Below are 21,035 nucleotides of genomic sequence, written 5' to 3' on the forward strand. Positions count from 1 at the left end.
GGCCGATCTGACGCGCCGGAGCGGCGCACCGGACGGCGCCGGGCGTTCCGCGTTCAGAAGGTGAAGGCCGTACGACCCCTTGACGGCCGTCGGGTGGCGTCGATTCCATGTCTTGTAGCCAATGGGAGCGCTCCCATGGCTGGAAGCATCTGACCCGGCGTCCCCACACGCCACGACCCGAAGCGTTCCGTCCCCCCACCGAGAGGAAGCGCACCGTGGTTCCCTATCCGGATGTCCGGAGTCCGCTGAGAAGCCTGCGGCGGCTGCGCGTGCTGATCGCGGCGGCCGTCGCCGCCGCGATGCTCGCCCTGCTGTCGATCGCAGGTCAGAGCCACGCCAGCGCCGCCCCGGCGCCGTCGGCGGCGGCCGCCGGCGCGGGCAGCGGTTACTGGCACACCAGCGGCCGGCAGATCCTGGACTCGAACAACCAGGCGGTGCGCATCGCGGGCATCAACTGGTTCGGCTTCGAGACCAGCAACGAAGTGGTGCACGGCCTCTGGTCGCGCGACTACAAGAGCATGATCGACCAGATGAAGCAGCTCGGCTACAACACCATCCGGCTGCCCTACAGCGACGACATCTTCAAGGCCGGCGCGACCGCCAACAGCATCACCTTCTACAACATGAACACCGATCTGGAGGGCCTCAGCCCGCTCCAGATCATGGACAAGATCGTGAACTACGCCGGCTCCGTCGGCCTGCGGGTCATCCTCGACCGGCACCGCCCGGACTCCAGCGGGCAGTCCGCCCTCTGGTACACCAGCAGCGTCCCCGAGTCGACCTGGCTCACCAACCTCAAGGCGCTCGCGACCCGTTACCAGAACAACACCGCGGTCGTCGGCATCGACCTGCACAACGAGCCGCACGACCCGGCCTGCTGGGGCTGCGGCGACACCACGATCGACTGGCGGCTCGCCGCCGAGCGCGCGGGCAACGCGATCCTGGGCGTCAACCCCAACCTGCTGATCTTCGTCGAGGGCATCCAGACCTTCAACGGCGTGTCCGGCTGGTGGGGCGGCAACCTGATGGGCGCCGGGCAGTACCCGGTCGAGCTGAACGTCGCCAACCGCGTCGTCTACTCGGCCCACGACTACGCCACCAGCGTCGCCCAGCAGACCTGGTTCACCGACCCGACCTTCCCGGCCAACATGCCGGCCGTGTGGTCGAAGTACTGGGGCTACCTCTTCGAGCAGAACATCGCCCCGGTGTGGGTCGGCGAGTTCGGCACCACCCTCCAGTCGACGATCGACCAGCAGTGGCTCAAAGCGCTGGTCAGCTACATGAAGCCGACCTCCGGCAACGGCGGTGACAGCTTCAGCTGGACCTTCTGGTCGTGGAACCCCGACTCCGGTGACACCGGCGGCATCCTCAAGGACGACTGGCAGACCGTCGACACGGTCAAGGACGGCTACCTGACCTCCATCAAGGCCCCGACCTTCGGCGGCTCCACGGGCAGCACGAACGGCGGTACGTCCTCGGGCACGTCGACCGGTACGTCCACCGGAACTTCCACCGGTACGTCCACGGGCACCTCGTCCGGCACCAGCTCCGGCACGTCGACCGGCACGTCCACCGGCACCTCCTCGGGTACGAGCAGCGGCACGAGCACGGGCACGTCCACCGGCACCTCGACGGGTACGAGCACCGGTACGAGCAGCGGCACCACCGGTGGGAGCACCAGCAACGGCTGCACCGCCACGCTGCACGTCGACAACCAGTGGGACACCGGCTTCACCGCCACCGTCACCGTGACCAACTCCGGCTCCGCGGCCACCTCCGGCTGGACGGTCGGCTGGACGTGGCCCGGCAACCAGCAGGAGACCAGCGGCTGGAGCGCCACCATCACGCAGTCCGGCGCCTCGGTCACCGCGAAGAACCTCAGCTACAACGGCACGATCGCCCCGGCGGCGTCCACGAGCTTCGGCTTCCAGGGCACGTCCTCCGGCTCGGTCGGCTCCCCGGCGCTGAGCTGCACCGCGAGCTGACGCGGCGCTGACGCACCACCTCCGGGCAGGAAACCGCCGGCGGGTCCCCGTAGTGGGGGCCCGCCGGCGGCCGTTCCGGCCGGGCGCGGGCGCGGACGGCGCGCGGCCCGGCGCGGGGCGGGGCGGCGCACCACGACGCGCGGCGGCGGACCCGTGCAGACCCCTAGGCATACCGACCGGTCGGTACTAGCCTCTGCCCACACTCCGTCACTGCACGCCGGTTTCCGCATCCCCTGGAGGAGCCGCATGTCCGCCACCCCGACACCGTTCGACGCCGACAGACCAGGGCCGCAGCCCGCGGACCCCCGCCCCCGCACCCTCCTCGGCCGGCTCTACCGCCGCGACCTGGCCGCGTACCCGGCGACCGGGCCGCGCATGGTGTACCTGGCCATCGTGGTGGTCACCACCGTCGTGCTCTACTACATGCTCTACATCCAGTACGCGGTGGCGACGTCGATCATCACGCACTTCGACATGAGCTACCGCTACTTCGTGTGGGTCTCGGTGATCGGCAACGCCGCGGGTGCCTTCGCCTCGCTCGTCGCCGGGCTCGCCGACCGCTGGGGACGCGCCAGCATGGTCGTCTACGGGCTGCTCGTCGCCTCGCTGCTGGTCTTCTTCGGACTGCCCAACGCCGGGAGCAAGGCCACCTACCTGGTGCTCTTCGCCCTCGTCAGTGTCATCGAGGGCATCGTGCTGGTCGCCACGCCCGCGCTGATCCGGGACTTCTCACCGCAGCTCGGGCGGGCCACCGCGATGGGCGCGTGGACGATGGGTCCGGTGGTCGGCAGCCTCGTCGTCACCACCGTCACCAGCCAGACGCTGGACACGTCGAGCTGGCAGGACGAACTGCGCTACTCCGCGGTCGCCGGTCTTGTCGTCTTCGTCGTCGCGATCTTCGGGCTGCGCGAGCTCTCCCCGGCGCTGCGCGACCAGATCATGGTCTCGCTGCGCGACCGCACCCTCGTCGAGGCCCGCGCCAGGGGCATCGCCCCGGACACGCTCGCCCGCGGCAGCCAGTGGCGGCAGATGCTGCGCCCGGCCGTCGCGGGACCCGGGCTCGGCATCGCGCTCTTCCTGCTGCTGTACTTCGCGGCGGTCGGCAACTTCGTCGTCTTCTTCGCCACCACCTACGGCTACAGCGAGCAGCGCGCCAACGCCGTCGCCAACTGGTACTGGGCCGCGAACGCGATCGCGCTCGTCGTCGTCGGGCTGCTGTCGGACAAGCTCAAGGTGCGCAAGCCGTTCATGGTGGCCGGGGCGGTCGGCTCGATCGTCGTGACGGCGCTCTTCGCCACCCGGGCCACCCACCCGGAGACCGGCTACTACACCTTCGCCTGGCTCTTCGTCGGCATCGGCGTCTTCAGCGGGGTGGCCTACGGCCCGTGGATGGCGGGCTTCACCGAGACCGTCGAGAAGCACAACCCGGCGGCGACGGCGACCGGGCTCGCCGTGTGGGGATGGACGGTACGGATCGTCGTCGCCGTCTCCTCCGCGCTCATCCCGGTGCTGGTCACCTCCGTCACGCCGCTCGTCGAGCACGGCCCGCAGGTGACGGCGGCGCAGGCGCAGGGCGCTCCGGCGCTGGCCATCGTGTCCGCGCACCCGCAGATCTTCGCCGAACTCGGCAAGTACCCGCCGGGGAAGGCGCCCGCGGACGTCACCGCCCGCGCGGTGCAGGAGGTCGGGCCGGCCGACCTCGCCGTCGTCCAGAAGGCCCAGCCGCAGCTGGCGGTGCTCCAGGAGTACGGCACGAAGGTCCAGAAGGCCGCGCACGACGGTCCCGGCCAGTGGCGTACCTGGTGGTGGATCTGCGTCGGCGGCCAGGTGCTCTTCCTGCCGTTCGTCTTCCTGATGTCCGGCCGCTGGAGCCCCCGCCGCGCCCGCGAGGACGCCCGCGCCCACGAGGCCGCGGTCGCCTCCGAACTCGCCACCCTGACCTGACCTCCGCGCGGTCCCGCGCCCCGGTTTTCGCTCCGGGGTACCTCTCGCGGTGGCCCGCGCGACCTTCCGCCGGTGGTGGGCTGGTCGCGCAGTTCCCCGCGCCCCTGATGGTTGCCCTCCTTTCGCAAAGGCAGGGGCCCGCGCATGCCACGCAGGGCGACAAACCAGGGGCGCGTGGGGGCACCTCCCAGGCGGAGCCTGGGGGAGAACTGCGCGACCAGCCACCGCGAAAGGGACGATCCCGCGACGGCGGGAAGGGGCAGCCCGGGGGGCCGCAGGCCGAGTGTCAAGTGCGGCGAGGTAATCAAGGCGTCAAGGCCGCCGGCAGGCTATTGTGCGGCCACATGACCGAACGTCCGTTTGAGGCACTGGGGTTGAGCCCGGACGCGGACCGGGCCTACTCCCTGCTGGTGTCCACGCGGGGCGTCGCCGCAGGTGAACTCGCCCGGCAGATGGCGGTGTCGGCGGACCGCGGGCAGGCGGCCTGCGGGGAGCTGGCGGCCCGCGGTCTGGCCCGCCGGGGCCGCGACGGGCGGTGGTACCCCGTACCACCGCACGCCGGCTTCCGCCCGCTGCTGTCGCACGCGCAGGAACAGCTGCGGCTGGGGCGGGAGTTGCTCGACCGGCTGGACGCGGAATACCAGCGCGTCCACGAGGGGCACCGGGCCGACGAGGCCGTGCAGGTCGTCGCGGGGCACGCGGCCATCGCGCGGCGGGTCGCGGAGGTCCAGGGCGCGGCGGCGCGGGAGATCACCGCGTTCGCGCCGGGCGCGGCGGCCGCGCCGCGCGGGGCGGTGCCGGCCGGGGTGCGGCGGCGGGTGGTGTTCGAGCGGGCGGGGCTGGAGGCGGCGGGCGCGTTCGGGCCGCCGGGCGATCCGCTGACGGCGGGCCGGGTCACCGGCCGGCTGCCGGCCCGGCTGGAGATCGCCGATGCCGAGGTCGCCCTGATGCCGCCCGCGGATGCGGAGGGCTCGGACCCGGTGATGCTGGTGGTGCTCGCCGGCCCGCTGCTGGCCGCGCTGACCGCGCTGTTCGACGCGGTGTGGGCGGGCAGCGTCCCGCTCGGCCGCCGCCCGGACACCCAGCAGCCGCGCAGCGCCCTGCGGTTACGGGTGCTGGGGATGCTGGTGAGCGGCAGCACGGACGCCGCGATGGCCCGTTCGCTGGGGGTGGCGGTGCGGACGGTGCAGCGCCATGTGGCCGCGATGCAGCGCGAGGCGGGCGTCGACAACCGCGTCCAACTGGTGTGGCACGCGGCCAGGAACGGCTGGCTGGACGAGCTTGTGGAGGGGCAACCGGAAGGCCACCCGGAGGGAAACGTACGACGTCCGTCCGGATGACGGAAAGGCGACTCCGCACAGCGGAGCATCCGGTGTCAGGTATTCGTCAACCGTTTGACGAATCCTTGGTGCACCTGAGGCACATGTATACGCCAGCGGTCCGAACGGCCGTGACCCCCGCGACGCACCCCGCCGCGTGAGGTCCCACCTGCCCCAGGGAGACCCCCCTTGCGCATACCCGTTCTCAGACGCAGCCGCCGCACCGCAGGTGTGGTGGCGTCCCTCGCAACGGCCGCCCTCGCGGTCGTCGGCCTCCAGATACCCGCCGCGGCCCCGGCCACCGCGGCCCCCTCGCAGAAGCCGGACGTCGTGCGGCAGTGCGACACCCCCGAGCCCGGCCACGCCGCGTGCCTCGCGCTGCGCAGGACCGATGTCGCGGCCAAGACCGGTGTCCAGCCGCACGCCGCCACCCCGTCCGGATTCGGCGCCACCGACCTGCAGAGCGCGTACGCCCTTCCGGCCGACGGCGGCGCGGGCCAGACCGTCGCCATCGTCGACGCCTACGACGACCCGACCGCGGAGGCCGACCTCGCGGTCTACCGCGCGCAGTACGGGCTGCCGCCCTGCACCAGCGACAACGGCTGCTTCAGCAAGGTGAGCCAGCGCGGCGGGGACGACCTGCCGGCGGCCGACCCCGACTGGTCCGGCGAGATCAGCCTCGACCTGGACATGGTGTCCGCGGCCGCGCCGCTGGCCCACATCCTGCTCGTCGAGGCGGACTCCTCCTACGTCGACGACCTGGGCGCCTCGGTGGACACCGCGGTCGCGCTCGGCGCCAAGTACGTCTCCAACTCCTACGGCACCGGCTACGACACCACGCCCGGCAGCGGCGAGGACCCGTCGGAGACCACGGACCTGGACCCGTACTACAACCACCCCGGTGTCGCGGTCGTCGCCTCCAGCGGTGACGACGGATACGGCGTCAGCTACCCGGCGTCCTCCCAGTACGTCGTGTCGGTCGGCGGCACCTCGCTGACCGCGGACGCGGGCAGCGCGCGCGGCTGGAGCGAGTCGGTGTGGAACAACGCGTACGGCGGCCCGGGATCCGGCTGCTCGCTTTACGAGCCCAAGCCGGCCTTCCAGACCGACACCGCGTGCGACATGCGGTCGGTGGCCGACGTCGCGGCGGTCGCCGACCCGGTGACCGGCGTCTCGGTCTACCAGACCTACGGTGGCGGCGGCTGGGCGGTCTACGGCGGCACCAGCGCCTCCTCCCCGCTCATCGCGGGCGTGTACGCGGCGGCCGGCACCCCCGGCGCCGACACGTACCCGAACTCCTACCCGTACGCCCACCCGGACGCGCTCAACGACGTGACCGAGGGCGACAACGGCTCCTGCACCCCGGCCGCGCTGTGCACCGCGGGGCCCGGCTACGACGGTCCGACCGGCCTCGGCACGCCCAACGGCCTGGCCGCCTTCTCCAGCGGCCCGCACGGCGCCGTCTCCGGCACCGTCACCGACCACGCCACCGGCGCCCCGCTGGCCGGTGCCAAGGTCACCGTGGGCGACGCGGCCGCCACCACCGCCGCCGACGGCACCTACAAGCTGGACGTCGCGCCCGGCACGTACGACGTGACGGCCGCCGCGTACGGCTACCGGAGCGGCAGCGCCGCGGGCGTCGAGGTCGCCGACGGCGGCACCGTCACCGAGTCGTTCGCGCTCGACGCGGTGCCGACCCGCACCGTCACCGGCCGCGTCACGGACGGCTCCGGCCACGGCTGGCCGCTGTACGCCGCCATCACCGCCCAGGGCGTGCCCGGCAGCGCGGTCCACACCGACCCCGCCACCGGCTCGTACTCCCTGACGCTCCCGCAGGACACCACGTACACCCTGCACGTCACCTCCCACTACCCCGGCTACCGGCCGGTCGACAAGACCGTCACGGTCGGCGACGCCGACCAGTCGCTCAACATCGCGGTACCGGTGGAGAGTTCGTCGACCGACGCGCCCGGCTACACCGTCCACCTGGACGGCGCCACCGAGCCCTTCACGTCGGCCACCGCCGCCCCCGAGGGGTGGAGCGTCGCCAACGCCGACGGCACCACCGGCGGCTGGACCTTCGACGACCCGGGCAAGCGCGGCAACCGCACCGGCGGCAGCGGCGCCTTCGCGAACGTCGACAGCGACAACCTCGGCCAGGGCCTGAAGCAGGACACCTCGCTGCTCTCGCCGTCCTACGACCTGAGCGGCAACGCCGACCCGCTGCTCGCCTTCGACACCGACTACCGCGAATACACCAGCTCCACCGCGAGCGTTGACGTCTCCGCGGACGGCGGCACCACCTGGACCAGCGTGTGGAAGCAGACCACCGCGTCGGTGTCCGGCAAGCACATCGAGATCCCGCTGACCGACTACGCGGGCAAGAGCGACGTCCGGCTGCGCTTCCACTACACCGGCAGCTGGGCGTACTGGTGGCAGGTCGACAACGTCTTCGTCGGCAAGCGCTCCTTCGACCCGGTGCCCGGCGGCCTCGTCGTCGGCAACGTCAAGGACGCCAACACCAAGGGCGGCGTCTCCGGCGCCACCGTCACCAGCACCGACAACCCCGCCGACCACGCCACCACGGTCGCCACACCCGACGACCCGAACCTCGGCGACGGCTTCTACTGGTTCTTCTCGCACGTCACCGGCAAGCACAAGGTGGGCGCGGCCGCGTCGCACTACACCGCCGCGACGGCCAACGTGACCGTGCCGGCCGACGGCACCGTGCAGCGCGACCTCACGCTCAAGGCGGGCCGCATCAAGGTCACGCCCGCCTCGGTGGACAAGACCGTCGCCTGGGGCAAGAGCACCTCCCAGGTCGTCACCGTCAAGAACACCGGCACCGCACCGGCCAGCGTCGAACTCGGCGAGAACCCCGGCGGCTTCACCGCCCAGAAGGCGGGCGCGCCGCTCAACCTCGTCAAGGGCAGCTACTCGCCCCACTCGCTCGCCGGGCAGCACACGGCGGGCGCCAAGGCCGTCAAGCCCGCGGTCGACCCCGCGGCCGGCGACGCCTGGAACGCCCTGCCCGACCTGCCCGTCACCACGGGCGACAACGCGGTCTTCACGTACAACGGGACCGTCTACTCGGCCTTCGGCTACACCGGCCTGGCGGACACCAGCGACCTGTACGCCTACAGCGCGGACAGCGGCGCCTGGACGAAGCTGGCCTCCGCCGCCGACACCCGTGAGGCCCCGGCGCACGGTGTGATCGGCGACAAGCTCTACGCGGTGGGCGGCTGGGGCGCCGACGGCGACCCGGACGCGAAGCTGGAGATCTACGACCCCGCCGCCGACAGCTGGAGCACCGGCGCCAGCTCGCCCAAGCCGTACGCGGGCGCGGGCAGCGCGGTCCTCGGCGGCAAGCTCTACTCGGTCGGCGGCTGCACCGGCACCGCGTGCGGCACCACCGACGTGACCGCGTACGACGCCGCGTCCGACACCTGGACGCAGCTCGCGGCCTACCCCGAGCCGGTGGCCTGGGAGGCCTGCGGCGGCGTCGGCGGCAAGCTCTACTGCTCCGGCGGCACCACCGACGCGGGCGAGATCACGCACGCCTACGTCTACGACCCGGCGGCCGACTCCTGGTCGCCGATCGCCGACCAGCCCACCGACGCGTGGGGCACCGCCTACACCGCGGCCAACGGCCTGCTGCTCATCAAGGGCGGCGCGGTCGACGCGGGCAGCGCGCTCACCAACCAGGCCTGGGCCTACCAGCCCGACGACAACACCTGGACGGCGCTGCCCAACGCCACCGCCTCGCTCTACCGCGGCGGCGGCAGCACCGGCTTCTACGCCGTCGGCGGCCTCGCGGGCCAGGTGCCCGCGAAGACCGCGGAGGTGCTGCCCGGCTACGACCAGGTCGACAGCGCGGACGTCGACTGGCTGACCGAGAGCGCGACGACGCTCACGCTCGACCCGGGCGCCAGCGCCACCGTGACCCTGGGCCTGGACGCGTCCGTGCCCGAGATCACCCAGCCCGGGACGCTCACCGCTTCGGTGGGGGTCGCGAGCGACACGCCGTACCCGGTGGCCGCGGTCGGCGTGAGCTTCACCGTCAAGCCCCCGGCGACGTGGGGCAAGATCACCGGCACGGTGAGCTCCGGCGGCGCGCCGCTGGCCGGCGCCACCGTCCAGATCAACACCTGGGCCACCCACTACACCCTCAAGACCACGAAGGAGGGCACTTACGCGCTCTGGCTCGACGTGCGCAACAACCCCTTGCAGCTGATCGTCGCGAAGGACGGCTTCCAGCCGACGACGACGACGCTCCGCATCACGAAGGGTGCGACGACGACGAGCAACTTCACGCTCCTGAAGGACTGAGCAACCACCTCGCGGTGGGCCTTGGCAACTCCGGGGCCCACCGCGGGGTTTTGCGCTCCGGGGCGGGTGGCTGCGGTTGGTTGCGCGACCTTCCCCAGGTGGGGGGTTGCTCGCGCAGTTCCTCGCGCCCCTTCGCGGCGGCCCGGCGGTGGGGTCGGGTGCCACTCCGGGGGTACCTCCTCGGAATGCGCGTCCGACCTCACGTGTATAGGCAGGGCCCCTGCGTGCGCATTCCTGCGGGGGCACCCCCGGATCGTCCCCCTCCTGCTGTACGGCGGGCTCGCCGCCGACGGTGGTTGAGCCCCACAAGAAGACCGGCACATGCCCGATCACCTGCACGGGTGGTGCGGGTGGGAAACACCCCGCGCCGTCAGGCGCGGGAAACCCCCGCGGCGGTCACGGCGCCGGGCGCAAGTGCGTGAGGGTCGCGGCGAATTCGGCCTCGAGGATGTGCGCGGCCTCCGCCGGGGCGCGGGCGGCGATCGCGGCGACGAGGGCCGCGTGAGAGGCGTCGCCGTCGCCCGGCGAGAGGTCGAGGAGGTCGACGAGGTCGACGAGCCCCTCGCGCAGGACGGGTGCGAATTCGGAGAAGAGGTCCGTGAGGACGGGGTTGCGCGCCGCGGCGACCACGCTCGCGTGCAGCGCGATGTCCGCCGTGACGAACGCGGCGGCCCCGCGCCCCGCGGCCTCCCGGCGGGCGGCCAGCGCGGCCTCCAGGGCAGCGAGGTCCGCCTCGGTGCGCCGCTCCGCGGCGAGTCGCGCGGCCTGGACCTCGACCATGGCGCGGACCTCGTAGACGTCGGCCACCGCCGCCCGCCGCAGCCTCGTGCCGAAGTCCTCGTCGGGCTCGGTGGAGATGACGAAGACTCCGGCGCCCTGCCGGGATTTGACCAGGCCCGCGCCCGCGAGCGCGCGCACCGCCTCGCGGACGGTCGAGCGGCCGACGCCGAGCTGGGCGGCGAGTGCGGTCTCACCGGGGAGCCGGGTGCCCACCGGCCACTGCCCGCTCACGATCTGCTCGCGCAGATGCTCCGTGGCCTGTTCCACCAGCGGGCTGGGTCGCAGCGAGCCGAGCGGCATCTTTCACCTCTCAGGTTGTCTGAGGAGTTGTCCGGGGCTAGTCTACCGGCCATGACGCAGCGGAGCCTCCTTCTCGGATGCCGCGGCGGGGCCTGACGCGACCGGCACCCCGCCGCGGGGTTCGGTGCTGCCGGTCTTCCGGCATGCCGAACAGCGAAGGACAACTGTCATGACGATCGACCCCGGCACCGCTCGTCCGCGCACTCCCGCGGGGCCCGTACCGCAGGGCGCGCCCTGGTGGAAACCGCAGCGGGGCAGCGCGATGCCCTCGTACCGCTACCGGCCCGCCCACCGGCGGGTGGAGATCCCCGCGATGGCCGACCGGCAGTGGCCCGGGCGGCGGACGGAACGGGCACCGCTGTGGGTGCCCGTCGATCTGCGGGACGGCAACCAGGCGCTGGCCGAGCCCATGGACCCGGCGCGCAAGCGGCGGATGTTCGACCTCATGGTCGCCATGGGCTACAAGGAGATCGAGGTCGGCTACCCGTCGGCCAGCCGCACGGACTTCGACTTCGTCCGCCATCTGGCGGAGTCGGGCGCGGTGCCCGAGGACGTGACCGTGGTGGTCTTCACCGCCGCGCGCGCCGACCTGATCGAGGCGACCTTCGCGTCGATCCGCGGCCTGCCCCGTACCGTCGTCCACCTCTACACCGCGACCGCGCCCACCTGGCGGGACGTCGTGATCGGGCGGGGGCGGCGGGAGCTGCGGGAGATGATCGAGGACGCGGCGCGGCTGATGGCGCGGCTGGGGGAGGCGCAGCCCGGGGTGCGCTTCCAGTTCTCGCCCGAGGTCTTCAACCTGACCGAGCCGGACTACGTCCTGGAGGTCTGCAACGGCCTGACCGCGCTGTGGGACGCGAGCCCGGAGCGGCCCGTGGTGCACAACCTGCCGGCCACCGTGGAGATCGCCACGCCCGACGTCTACGCCGACCAGATCGAGTACATGCACCGCCATCTGGAGCGCCGGGATTCGGTGATCCTGTCGGTGCACCCGCACAACGACCGCGGCACGGGCGTCGCGTGCGCCGAGCTGGCGGTGATGGCGGGCGCGCAGCGCGTGGAGGGCTGCCTGTTCGGCAACGGCGAGCGCACCGGGAACGTCGACCTGGTGACCCTCGCGCTGAACCTGCACACTCAGGGCGTCGACCCGATGATCGACTTCTCCGACATCGACGCGGTCCGCCGCACCGTCGAGCACTGCAACCGGCTGCCCGTGCCCGGCCGCCACCCGTACGTCGGCGACCTGGTGCACACCGCCTACTCCGGCACCCACCAGGACGCCATCAAGAAGGGCCTCGACCACCACGCGCGGCGCGCCGCGGAGCTGGGAGTCCCGGCGGGGGAGGCGCCTTGGGAGGTGCCGTACCTGCCCATCGACCCCGCGGACATCGGCCGCGACTACGAGGCCGTCATCCGCGTCAACAGCCAGTCCGGCAAGGGCGGCATCGGCTACCTGCTGGCCACCCGGCACGGGCTGGAGCTGCCCGCGCCGCTGCGCGCGGAATTCTCCCGGGTCGTGCAGAGCGCCGCCGACGACAGCGGTGCGGAGGTCACCGCCGAGCGGCTCGGCGAGCTGTTCGCCGCGGAGTACCTGGCGCCGGCGGACGGGCCGCTGACGCTCGGCGAGTGGCGTACGGCCGAGGAGGCGCCCGGGGTGCACGCCTTCACCGGTGTGCTGCGGGACGCCGCGGACGGGGCGGAGACCAAGCTGGAGGGGCGGGGCAACGGGCCGCTGTCTGCGCTGGCCGCCGCGCTCGCGGGCGCCGGGGTCGAGGTGGACGTCCTGGACTACTCCGAGCACACCGCGGGCGCCGGCACCGGGAGTGACGCCGTCGCGTACGTGCGCTGCCGCGTCGGCGGGGACGTGCGGTGGGGTGCCGGGCGGGACACCTCGGTGCTGACCGCGTCGGTGCGGGCCGTGCTGGCCGCCGTCAACCGGCGCTGACGGCGGAGCTGCGGGCGTACGGGTTCAGGGGCGGTAGACCTTGCCCGGCTCGGGGGTGGCCGGGGCGAGCAGCTCGGGCACCGTCACGAAGGTGTAGCCCTGCGCCCGCAGCGCGTCGATGATGCCCGGGACGGCCGGCACGGTCCCCTTGTAGAGGTCGTGCAGGATGATGATGCCGTCCCGGCTCGCGTCCTTGAGTATCCGCTTCGTGATCAGCGCCGAGTCGGTCGTGGCGTAGTCGCTCGCGGTGTCGCTCCACAGCACCTGGGAGATGCCCAGCTCCTTGCAGACCTTGGAGACCTTCTCGTCGGTACGGCCCTGCGGCGGGCGCATCAGCGTCGGCCGCTTGCCGGTGAGCTTCTCCACCTCGTCGTCGAGGTGGTTCAGCTCGGTGCGTATCTCGGCGGGCTTGAGGTCGGTGAGCCGGCGGTGGGTCCAGGTGTGGTTGCCCAGCACGTTGCCGTTCTGCCCCATCTGCTTGACCAGCTCGGGGTATTTGTCGACATGGTTGTGGCCGAGCAGGAAGAAGGTGACCCGGACCTTCTTCTCGTCCAGCACCTTCAGCAGCGCCGGGGTGTTGTTGCTCGGCCCCGCGTCGAAGGTCAGCGCTATGCACTTGGCCTTGCGGCAGTCCACCGCCCCGGCGGGCAGCGCCGCCGCCTTCCCGTCCGTCTCCCCGGCCTTGGCCGCCTTCTCCGCCGCCTTGTACGCGTTCTCGCGCGCGTCGTGCGGTGACTGCGCGTCGTACTTCGCGCAGCCGCTGAGCCCCAGCCCCAGGCTGAGCGCGGCGACCCCGGCGACCAGCGCCGTCCGCCGACCGCGGCGGCTCGTGGCGGATATGGCGTGGGGCATGGCGGGACCTCCGCGGGTGGTGTTCCTGGGGCGTTCCTGTACGAACGCTGTGAACTATACCCACGGCGTATAGCGCCGTGACCTGGGGGGTCGCGCCCGTACGGCGACGGGCCCGGGCCCTAACGGGTGGCGGCCAGCGCCGTCAGCAGCCGGGACAGCGAACCGCCCAGGCCCCAGGTCTCCGCCAGCGCCTCCAGCGCCTGCGGGGCGGCCGGAGCCGCGGGCAGCGCCGCGTCGAACGGCGGCAGCGGGACGTCCTTCGCGACCGCCACCACCCGCGGCGCCACGTCCAGGTAGTCGGCCGCCGCCGCGATGTTGCGCCGCCGCGCGGGCGTCAGCCGGGAGAACGGGTCGGCCGCGGCCGCCCGCACCGCCGCCAGGTCGCCGTACTCCGTCACGAGCTGCGCCGCCGTCTTCTCGCCGATGCCCTTCACGCCCGGCAGGCCGTCGCTCGGGTCGCCGCGCAGGGCCGCGAAATCCGCGTACTGCCGGGCCCGCACGCCGTACCGCTCCTCGATCGCGGCCTCGTCGAGCACGTCGCAATCGCCCACGCCCTTGCGCGGGAAGAGCACCCGTACGCCGCGCGCGTCGTCCACGAGCTGGAAGAGGTCGCGGTCGCCCGTGACGATCGCGACCGGATGGCGCGCGCTCGTCGCGAGGGTGCCGATCACGTCGTCCGCCTCGTAACCGGGCACCCCCACGCGGGCGATGCCCACCGCGTCCAGCACCGCCTCGATGACGGGCACCTGCGGGGACAGCGTGTCCGGCACCTCCTCGCTGCCCTCGGCCTCGTCGGCGACCCGGTGCGCCTTGTACGACGGGATCAGCTCCACCCGCCACTGCGGGCGCCAATCCGCGTCCATGCACGCCACCAGCGCGGTGGGGGAGTGGTCGGCGACCAGCCGGGCGATGAAGTCCAGCAGCCCGCGCACCGCGTTGACCGGGGTGCCGTCCGGCGCGCGCACGGATTCGGGCACGCCGAAATACGCACGGAAATACAGGCTCGCCGTGTCGAGCAGCATGAGCCGGTCGTGGGGGACGCGGGGGTTCTGGTCGTTCACCGGCCCAGCATGGCACGCCCCACCGACAGCGGCCCGTACGGTGGGCTGATGCCTCATCCGAACCGCGGGACCGGCCCGGTCGTACGCCCGGGAGAGCCCGCGCCTGCCGTGCCGGCCGCGCCCGCCGCCGGGTCCGAGCCCGTCGCGTCGGCCGGGCGCACCGCGTCCGCCGGGCGGGTCGTGCGGCGGGTCGTGTCGCTCGTTCCCTCGCTGACCGAGGCGGTGGCCGCGACCGCGCCGGAGCTGCTGGTCGGGGCGACCGACTGGTGCACCCACCCCGCGGACCTGGACGTGGTCCGCGTCGGCGGCACCAAGAACCCCGACGTGGCCGCGGTCGCCGCGCTCGCCCCGGACCTGGTCGTCGCCAACGAGGAGGAGAACCGCCCCGCCGACCTCGACGCGCTGCGGGCCGCCGGACTGGACGTCCTGGTCACCGAGGTGCGCTCGCTGCCGCAGGCCTTCACCGAGCTGGACCGGCTGCTGGTGCGGGGCTGCGGGCTCGCCCGCCCCGCGTGGCTGGACGCCGCCGAGGCCGCCTGGCGGGACGTCACCCCCGCGGCCCCCGTACGCCGCGCCGTCGTACCGGTCTGGCGCCGCCCGTGGATGGTGCTGGGCCGCGACACCTTCGCCGGCGACCTGCTCGCCCGCCTCGGCGTCCGCAACCTCTACGCGGAGCACGCCGAGCGCTACCCGCGGATCCCGCTGCCCGAGCTGCTCGACGCCCGGCCCGGCCTCGTCGTCCTCCCCGACGAGCCCTACCGCTTCACCGCGGACGACGGCCCCGAGTCCTTCCCCGGCATCCCCGCGGCCCTCGTCGACGGCCGCCACCTGACGTGGTACGGCCCCTCGCTCGTCGAGGCACCCCGCGCGCTCGCGCGGGCGCTGGCCGCGGCGGGCTGACGCCCTGTCACGCGGGGGGCTGCGCCGGGGCGCGGGCGAGCGGGCCTGCGCGGTCCCCGCGGCGGCCGCTTACGCAGCGGACTGCGCCGGAGCGGCGGGCGCCGGGAGCGCGCCGGTCAGCAGGCCCCGCGCCGTCCCCGCGGCGGCTGTCGCCCACGCCGCGGCCAGCAGCGCGTACAGCGCCACCGCCAGCCACGTCGCCGCGTGCAGGCCGGTGTGCCGGGCCAGGCTCGACGCGCCGGTCACGCACGTGCCGACCGGGAAGGTGAAGGCCCACCAGGTCAGCGAGAAGCGCATCCCGCGCCGCACCGCCCGCACCACCAGCGCCGCCGACAGGGCCAGCCACAGCAGCGCGAAGCCCATGACCGGCACCCCGTAGAGGACCGCGAAACCGCGCAGCGCCGCGGCGTACGGCGCGCCCACCGCGGCGGGCCCCGCGTCCGCGAACGCGCCCGCCGCCGTCGTGGACTGGCCCAGCGGCCCGAGCACCAGGAAGAGCAGCGGCGTCAGCGCGACCGGCAGCGGCCCGTGCCGCAGCAGCCGGCCCCACACCAGCGGCAGCGTCATCAGCGTCGCCAGCAGGCTCAGCCCGAACAGTGCCACGCACCCCAGCAGCAGCGCCTCGCGGGCCTGCGCCCCGCCCGCGTGCGGCACCAGCGCGGGCCCGAGCGCGGCCGAGACCATCGGTGCGACGAGCGGCAGCAGCCACACCGGCGAGGCGCCGTCCGCCGCGATCCGGTGCCGCGTCACCATCAGGTACGGCACGGCCGCCGCGACCAGCAGTCCGCTCGCGGTGCCGGCCGTCCACAGCGTCCAGTCCGCGGCGACCGCGGCCCGCTCGCCCACCACCCGCGGGCCGAGCGTCAGCGCGCCCGCCCCGACGGCCAGCAGCGCCATCGGCAGGCACCCGTAGAACGGCGCGACCGCGGGGTCCGCGAGATGCCGCCGTGCCTCGTCCGCGTGCCGCGCCCAGTGCGTGGCGCGTGCCGCGAGCACGGCGAGCAGGGCCGCGGCCGCCAGGACCCACACCGCGGTGCACGCGTCCCGCAGCGGCGCCGGGCTCCCCGGCAGGCCCGCGCCCGCGTTGCCGACGATGGCGGTGCCCATGACGCCGGCGTACCAGTTCGGCCCGACGTGCCGCGCCCTTCTCCGGGGGAGGGGAGGAGCGGCGGGACGGGAGAGCGTTGCGGTGGCCATGCTTTTACGGTGGCCCTGGGCGGGGGTGGCGGGTAGCACCCGCGGGGCTATCGGGGCATAAGCGGGGGTTATGGGGCGGGGCCCGAGCCGGGGGGAGCGGGTCTTTCCGGGCCGGCCCCGTTCCCCACGGGGTGGGGGGTGCTGTTGTCGCGGGGCCGTCCCGCGGTTGGTGGCTTGGCGCGCAGTTCCTCGCGTCCCTGTCCCCTCGGGGTGGGTGGTGCTGTCATCGCGGGATCGTGCGGTTGTCGTGGGCTGGTCGCGCAGTTCCCCGCGCCCCTCATATGTCCCCCGCGCGGCATACGCGAGCCCCCCGCGGTAGGGCGACCGCTCCGCGCCACGCGCAAGCCCTCCCGCGTGGCACGCGTGAGCCACCCCCGTGGCGTGCGCGGGGACGGGGGATTGGGTGGGAGCGCATACGCTGGGCGCATGACTGGCAGTGACGGGCCCGTGGAGCGCGGCGCTCTGGCGCGGCGGGTGCCGGATCTGGGGGCCATGGAGTTGCTGGTCGCCGTCGCGCGGCTGGGGAGTCTGGGGCGGGCGGCGCGGGAGTTGGGGATCAGCCAGCCGGCGGCGAGTTCGCGGATGCGGGCGCTGGAGCGGCAGGTCGGGGTGGGGCTTGTACGGCGGTCGGCGGGCGGGTCGCGGCTCACCGAGCAGGGGGCCGTGGTCACCGAGTGGGCGCGGCGGGTGCTGGAGGCCGCCGAGGACTTCGACGCGGGGGCCCGGGCGCTGCGCGGGCGGCGTGACTCCCGGCTGCGGGTCGCCGCCAGCCTGACCGTCGCCGAGTACCTGCTGCCCGGGTGGCTGACCGCCCTGCACGTACGGCACCCGGGCACCGCCGTGTCGCTCGCCGCGGGCAATTCCGTGGCCGTCGCCCGGCAGGTGACCGCGGGGGACGCGGACCTCGGGTTCGTCGAGGGGCTGGACGTGCCCTCGGGGCTGGACTCCGCCGTCGTCGGGCACGACCGGCTGCTCGTCGTCGTCGCACCCGACCACCGCTGGGCCGCCCGCCGCCGCCCGCTGCCCGCGGCGGAGCTGGCCGCGACACCGCTGCTGCTGCGCGAGGAGGGCTCGGGCACCCGGCAGGTGCTGGACGCCGCGCTCGCCGGGCACGGCGGCCCCGCCGCCGCCCTGCTCGAACTCGCCTCGACCACCGCCGTGAAGTCCGCGGCAGTCGGCGGCGCGGGCCCGGCCGTACTGAGCGAGCTGGCCGTCGCCGACGAGCTGGCCGCGCACCGGCTGGCCGCCGTACCCGTCGCCGGGCTCGACCTGCGCCGGGCGCTGCGCGCGGTCTGGCCCGCGGGTCACCGCCCCGCCGGCCCCGCCCGCGACCTGCTCTCCCTGACCCGCAGGGCCGCCCCGCGACGGTAGCGCGCCCGTACGCCCCCGGGACGCGCTCTGGTGCGCGGGGCGGGTGGCGCGGTATGCAGAAGGTGACCACTTACGGGATTCTCATGCTCGGGCCATAAGGTGACCGCCGTGACGACCTCGACCCCGCCCGGCTGGTATCCAGAACCCGGGCACACAGGCAACAGCCCGGCGATGGAACGCTGGTGGGACGGCTCGGTCTGGACCGAGTACACCAGGACCGCCCCCGTCCCGCCCGCCGCCCCGCCCGGCTACCCGGGCCCCCCGCAGCCCGGCTACGGCTACGGCGCCCCCGCCGCGGACAGCGGCAAGCGCACCGGGACGGTGGTGATCGCCCTCGTCGCCTCCCTCGTCCTGATAGGCGCCGTCGTCGCCGGCATCCTCGTGCTCGGCAAGGACAGCAAGGACAAGGACGACGCCAAGGGCTCGCCGACGCCCACCCACTCCACCGGCAAGCTCCCGTACCCGCTGCCGTCCGACCGGGGCGGCGACGGCGGCGGAAGTGACGGCGGAAGTGAAGGTGGCGGAGACGGGGGGAGCGACGGCGGCAGCGGCACGGGCGACCCGACGAAGGCCGTCGACGGCGCCGACGCGATCAGCCTCCCCGTCTTGGAGGGCTGGCAGGGCCAGTCCGGCGACACCGGCGCGGGGCTGGCCGTCGGCCCGTACCCCTGCCCCGGTACCCAGGGCGGCACCTGCACGCTCGGCGGTGTCTCCTCGGGACCCGCCGCGTCCTCCGCGATCAGCGCCACGACGCCCAAGGCCGCCGCCGAGCAGGACATCGCCGCGAACGCCGCGAACGCCTACAGCGAGGACACCTACGGCCCGACCACCTCGCACCAGCAGCTCAAGGCCGGCGCGGTGACCGTCGCCGGGCAGCAGGGCTACCTGGTGCGGTGGAAGGTCGTGACGCAGTCCGGGACCCAGGGCTACGTCCAGTCGCTGGTCTTCCCGTCGCCGACCACGAAGCGGCTGGTCCTGGTCCGTTTCGGCTTCGACATCACCGCCAAGGCGCCGACGCTCGCCGACATGGACAAGATCACCCAGGGCATCAAGACCGACACCACCCAGGTCGGCAGCTCGTCGTCCGGCGGTACGGGCAGGGGCGTCTGACGCCCGCCGCCGCTTCGCCCGAGGGCCCGCTCCCGCGCCGGGGGCGGGCCCTCGGCTCCTAAAGGAACGTCTTGCCCTCGCCGCGGTACGTCGGCACCGCCGCCGTCACCTCGTCGCCGTCCAGCAGGTGCAGCTCCGCGAACCGCTCGCACAGCTCGCCCGCCTTCGCGTGCCGGAACCACACCTTGTCGCCGATCAGCAGGTCGTCCGCGGCCGAGCCCAGCAGCGGCGTCTGCACCTCGCCCGCGCCCTCCTGCGGGTCGTAGCGCAGGCCCTCCGGGAGGTACGGCTCGGGCAGCCGGTCGCGGCCGGGCGCGCCGGACGCCGGGTAGCCGCCGCCCAGGACCGTCACCACGCCCACGCCCGGGCGGCGCACCACCGGCTGGGCGAAGAGCGCGGCCGGACGGCCCCGGAAGGACGTGTAGTTGTCGAACAGCCGCGGCACGTAGAGCCCCGACCCCGCCGCGATCTCCGTGACCGCCGCCTCCGCCGCGGTGTGCTGCACGCTGCCCGTGCCGCCGCCGTTGACGAACTCCAGGCCCGGCTCGACCGCGCGTACCGCCCGCACCGCCTCGGCGCGCCGCGCCGCCAGCTCCTTGCGGGCCGCGGCCTGCATCAGGCGTATCGCCAGTGAGCGCGCGGGCCGTCCACGCAGCGTGTCGCCCACCCCCGCGATGTGGCCCTCGTACGCCATCAGGCCCACCAGCCGGAAGCCCGGCCGGGAGGCGACCGCGCGGGCCAGCTCCGCGAGCTGCTCCGGGTCGTGCAGGGGCGAGCGCAGCGCGCCGATCCGCAGCCGCCCGCCCAGCTTGCGCAGGCTGGTGTCCAGCTCCAGGCACACCCGGACGGTCTCGCCGCCGGTGCCGCGGGCGGCGTCGATCAGGTCGAGCTGCGCGACGTCGTCGACCATCACCGTCACCGCGGCGGCGAGCTTGGGATCGGCGGCGAGTTCCGCGTAGCCCGCGCGGTCCGCCGAGGGGTAGGCCAGCAGCACATCGGTGAAGCCCGCGCGGGCCAGCCACAGCGACTCGGCGAGGGTGAAGGACATCAGGCCGCTGAAGCCGTCGTGCGCGAGCGCGCGCTCCAGCAGGGCGCGGCAGCGCACCGACTTGGTGGCTATCCGGATCGGCTTGCCGCCCGCGCGGCGCGCGAGGTCGGCCGCGTTGGCGTCGAAGGCCGCGAGGTCGACCAGGGCGAGCGGGGCGTCGAGGTGGGCGGTGGCCCGGTCGTAACGGGCGCGGTCCGCGGCGGCGTGCTCTGACATGGCCGCAGCTTGCCAGAACGGGGCTACCCAGCGGTAGGCCCCGCGTCCGCGGCAGGTGGGAGCCGAGGGCCCGCGCGACCCCGTAGAGTGACGCGCGCAAGCCGTGCACGCAGAGGTCACAAGGGGGCGCCGGGTGAGCACCGGAGTGGACAACGGAGAACCCCCGACGTCTCCGTTCCCCACCCTCCACCCCCGCTCCCCCCAGCCGACCACCCACCGTCACCCCCCGGCCCCGGACCGTACGCCCCCGGCGCAGGGGGCGACGGGGGAGTATGCGGCCCCCCGACCGCCGGAGCTCGGCGCGCCGCAGGCGCAGGCGCCCGCGCAGGGCCCGCGCCCTGACGGCTACTCGGCCGGGGGCGTGGACGAGTCGTCCCGTTCCGCCGCCGATGCCGGGGGCCGGCCGCCTGTGCAGGGCGGGTACGCGCCGCCGGTGCAGGCGCAGGGCCCGCGCCACGACAGCCGCTCGGCTGGGGACGTAGCCCAGCCGTCCCGTTCCGCCGCCGACGCCGGGGGCCGGCCGCCGATGCAGGCGCAGGGCCCGCGCCCTGACGGCTACTCGGCCGGGGGCGTGGACGAGCCGTCCCGTTCCGCCGCCGATGCCGGGGGCCGGCCGCCTGTGCAGGGCGGGTACGCGCCGCCGGTGCAGGCGCAGGGCCCGCGCCACGACAGCCGCTC

13 protein-coding genes are annotated in these 21,035 nt (G+C 74.2%); 8 read left to right on the forward strand and 5 right to left on the reverse strand.

Going from position 1 to position 21,035, the window contains the following annotated elements:
* The first annotated feature begins 299 nt into the window (after nucleotides 1–299).
* The 4 genes from ACH4SL_RS24870 to ACH4SL_RS24885 all read left to right on the forward strand — a co-directional run bounded on the left by ACH4SL_RS24870 (nucleotide 300) and on the right by ACH4SL_RS24885 (nucleotide 9,577).
* Nucleotides 300–1,985 carry a cellulase family glycosylhydrolase gene (locus ACH4SL_RS24870; RefSeq protein ID WP_398449631.1) on the forward strand — a complete coding sequence of 562 codons (1,686 nt, stop codon included), beginning with the start codon at nucleotides 300–302 and terminating at the stop codon, nucleotides 1,983–1,985.
* A 246-nt stretch (nucleotides 1,986–2,231) separates the two neighbouring features.
* Complete coding sequence (locus ACH4SL_RS24875) at nucleotides 2,232–3,929, forward strand: MFS transporter (protein WP_398449194.1); 1,698 nt, start codon at nucleotides 2,232–2,234, stop codon at nucleotides 3,927–3,929.
* 344 nt (nucleotides 3,930–4,273) lie between these two features.
* The gene (locus tag ACH4SL_RS24880; RefSeq protein WP_398449196.1) at nucleotides 4,274–5,269 is read left to right on the forward strand and encodes a LuxR C-terminal-related transcriptional regulator; all 996 of its coding nucleotides are present in this window, start codon (nucleotides 4,274–4,276) and stop codon (nucleotides 5,267–5,269) included.
* Between the two features lie 213 nt (nucleotides 5,270–5,482).
* Entirely contained in the window at nucleotides 5,483–9,577 is a 4,095-nt protein-coding gene (locus tag ACH4SL_RS24885; RefSeq protein ID WP_398449198.1) for a carboxypeptidase regulatory-like domain-containing protein, read from the forward strand.
* Nucleotides 9,578–9,973: 396 nt separating this feature from the next.
* Here the strand turns inward: ACH4SL_RS24885 and ACH4SL_RS24890 are convergent, their stop codons facing one another.
* A complete protein-coding gene (locus ACH4SL_RS24890) occupies nucleotides 9,974–10,657 on the reverse strand; it encodes a FadR/GntR family transcriptional regulator (protein WP_398449202.1) in 684 nt (227 codons plus the stop codon).
* A 169-nt stretch (nucleotides 10,658–10,826) separates the two neighbouring features.
* On the opposite strand from ACH4SL_RS24890, the gene ACH4SL_RS24895 reads away from it, so the two are divergent.
* Nucleotides 10,827–12,602, forward strand: a complete 1,776-nt coding sequence (locus ACH4SL_RS24895) for a 2-isopropylmalate synthase (protein WP_398449204.1) — start codon at nucleotides 10,827–10,829, stop codon at nucleotides 12,600–12,602.
* Between the two features lie 24 nt (nucleotides 12,603–12,626).
* On the opposite strand, the gene ACH4SL_RS24900 is transcribed toward ACH4SL_RS24895, so the two are convergent.
* Together ACH4SL_RS24900 and ACH4SL_RS24905 are read right to left on the reverse strand one after the other, a co-directional pair.
* The gene (locus ACH4SL_RS24900) at nucleotides 12,627–13,454 is read right to left on the reverse strand and encodes a polysaccharide deacetylase family protein (RefSeq protein ID WP_398449206.1); all 828 of its coding nucleotides are present in this window, start codon (nucleotides 13,452–13,454) and stop codon (nucleotides 12,627–12,629) included.
* 119 nt (nucleotides 13,455–13,573) lie between these two features.
* On the reverse strand, nucleotides 13,574–14,476 hold the full coding sequence (locus ACH4SL_RS24905) for a 5'-3' exonuclease H3TH domain-containing protein (RefSeq protein ID WP_398449633.1): 903 nt from the start codon (nucleotides 14,474–14,476) through the stop codon (nucleotides 13,574–13,576).
* An 87-nt stretch (nucleotides 14,477–14,563) separates the two neighbouring features.
* Here ACH4SL_RS24905 and ACH4SL_RS24910 point away from each other — a divergent pair, with 87 nt between their 5' ends.
* Complete coding sequence (locus ACH4SL_RS24910; RefSeq protein WP_398449208.1) at nucleotides 14,564–15,415, forward strand: helical backbone metal receptor; 852 nt, start codon at nucleotides 14,564–14,566, stop codon at nucleotides 15,413–15,415.
* 69 nt (nucleotides 15,416–15,484) lie between these two features.
* Here the strand turns inward: ACH4SL_RS24910 and ACH4SL_RS24915 are convergent, their stop codons facing one another.
* Entirely contained in the window at nucleotides 15,485–16,612 is a 1,128-nt protein-coding gene (locus tag ACH4SL_RS24915) for a TDT family transporter (protein ID WP_398449210.1), read from the reverse strand.
* Between the two features lie 426 nt (nucleotides 16,613–17,038).
* Between ACH4SL_RS24915 and ACH4SL_RS24920 the strand changes: the two genes are divergently transcribed.
* On the forward strand, nucleotides 17,039–17,983 hold the full coding sequence (locus ACH4SL_RS24920) for a LysR family transcriptional regulator (RefSeq protein ID WP_398449212.1): 945 nt from the start codon (nucleotides 17,039–17,041) through the stop codon (nucleotides 17,981–17,983).
* A gap of 108 nt (nucleotides 17,984–18,091) precedes the next feature.
* Nucleotides 18,092–19,093, forward strand: a complete 1,002-nt coding sequence (locus tag ACH4SL_RS24925) for a DUF2510 domain-containing protein (protein ID WP_398449214.1) — start codon at nucleotides 18,092–18,094, stop codon at nucleotides 19,091–19,093.
* 58 nt (nucleotides 19,094–19,151) lie between these two features.
* Here the strand turns inward: ACH4SL_RS24925 and ACH4SL_RS24930 are convergent, their stop codons facing one another.
* Nucleotides 19,152–20,357, reverse strand: coding sequence for an amino acid deaminase/aldolase (locus ACH4SL_RS24930; protein ID WP_398449216.1), 1,206 nt, complete (start codon nucleotides 20,355–20,357; stop codon nucleotides 19,152–19,154).
* Nucleotides 20,358–21,035 lie beyond the last annotated feature (678 nt).

Origin of the sequence: Streptomyces sp. NPDC021020 (assembly GCF_044333285.1) — a bacterium.
In the GTDB taxonomy this organism is placed as follows: domain Bacteria; phylum Actinomycetota; class Actinomycetes; order Streptomycetales; family Streptomycetaceae; genus Actinacidiphila.

Bases quoted from the DNA above. Each gene is read 5' to 3' on its own strand.
- ACH4SL_RS24870 (WP_398449631.1), top strand. From the start codon at position 300: ATGCTCGCCCTGCTGTCGATCGCAGGTCAGAGCCACGCCAGCGCCGCC.
- ACH4SL_RS24875 (WP_398449194.1), top strand. From the start codon at position 2,232: ATGTCCGCCACCCCGACACCGTTCGACGCCGACAGACCAGGGCCGCAG.
- ACH4SL_RS24880 (WP_398449196.1), top strand. From the start codon at position 4,274: ATGACCGAACGTCCGTTTGAGGCACTGGGGTTGAGCCCGGACGCGGAC.
- ACH4SL_RS24890 (WP_398449202.1), bottom strand. From the start codon at position 10,657: ATGCCGCTCGGCTCGCTGCGACCCAGCCCGCTGGTGGAACAGGCCACG.
- ACH4SL_RS24895 (WP_398449204.1), top strand. From the start codon at position 10,827: ATGACGATCGACCCCGGCACCGCTCGTCCGCGCACTCCCGCGGGGCCC.
- ACH4SL_RS24900 (WP_398449206.1), bottom strand. From the start codon at position 13,454: ATGCCCCACGCCATATCCGCCACGAGCCGCCGCGGTCGGCGGACGGCG.
- ACH4SL_RS24905 (WP_398449633.1), bottom strand. From the start codon at position 14,476: ATGCTGCTCGACACGGCGAGCCTGTATTTCCGTGCGTATTTCGGCGTG.
- ACH4SL_RS24910 (WP_398449208.1), top strand. From the start codon at position 14,564: ATGCCTCATCCGAACCGCGGGACCGGCCCGGTCGTACGCCCGGGAGAG.
- ACH4SL_RS24915 (WP_398449210.1), bottom strand. From the start codon at position 16,612: ATGGCCACCGCAACGCTCTCCCGTCCCGCCGCTCCTCCCCTCCCCCGG.
- ACH4SL_RS24920 (WP_398449212.1), top strand. From the start codon at position 17,039: ATGACTGGCAGTGACGGGCCCGTGGAGCGCGGCGCTCTGGCGCGGCGG.
- ACH4SL_RS24930 (WP_398449216.1), bottom strand. From the start codon at position 20,357: ATGTCAGAGCACGCCGCCGCGGACCGCGCCCGTTACGACCGGGCCACC.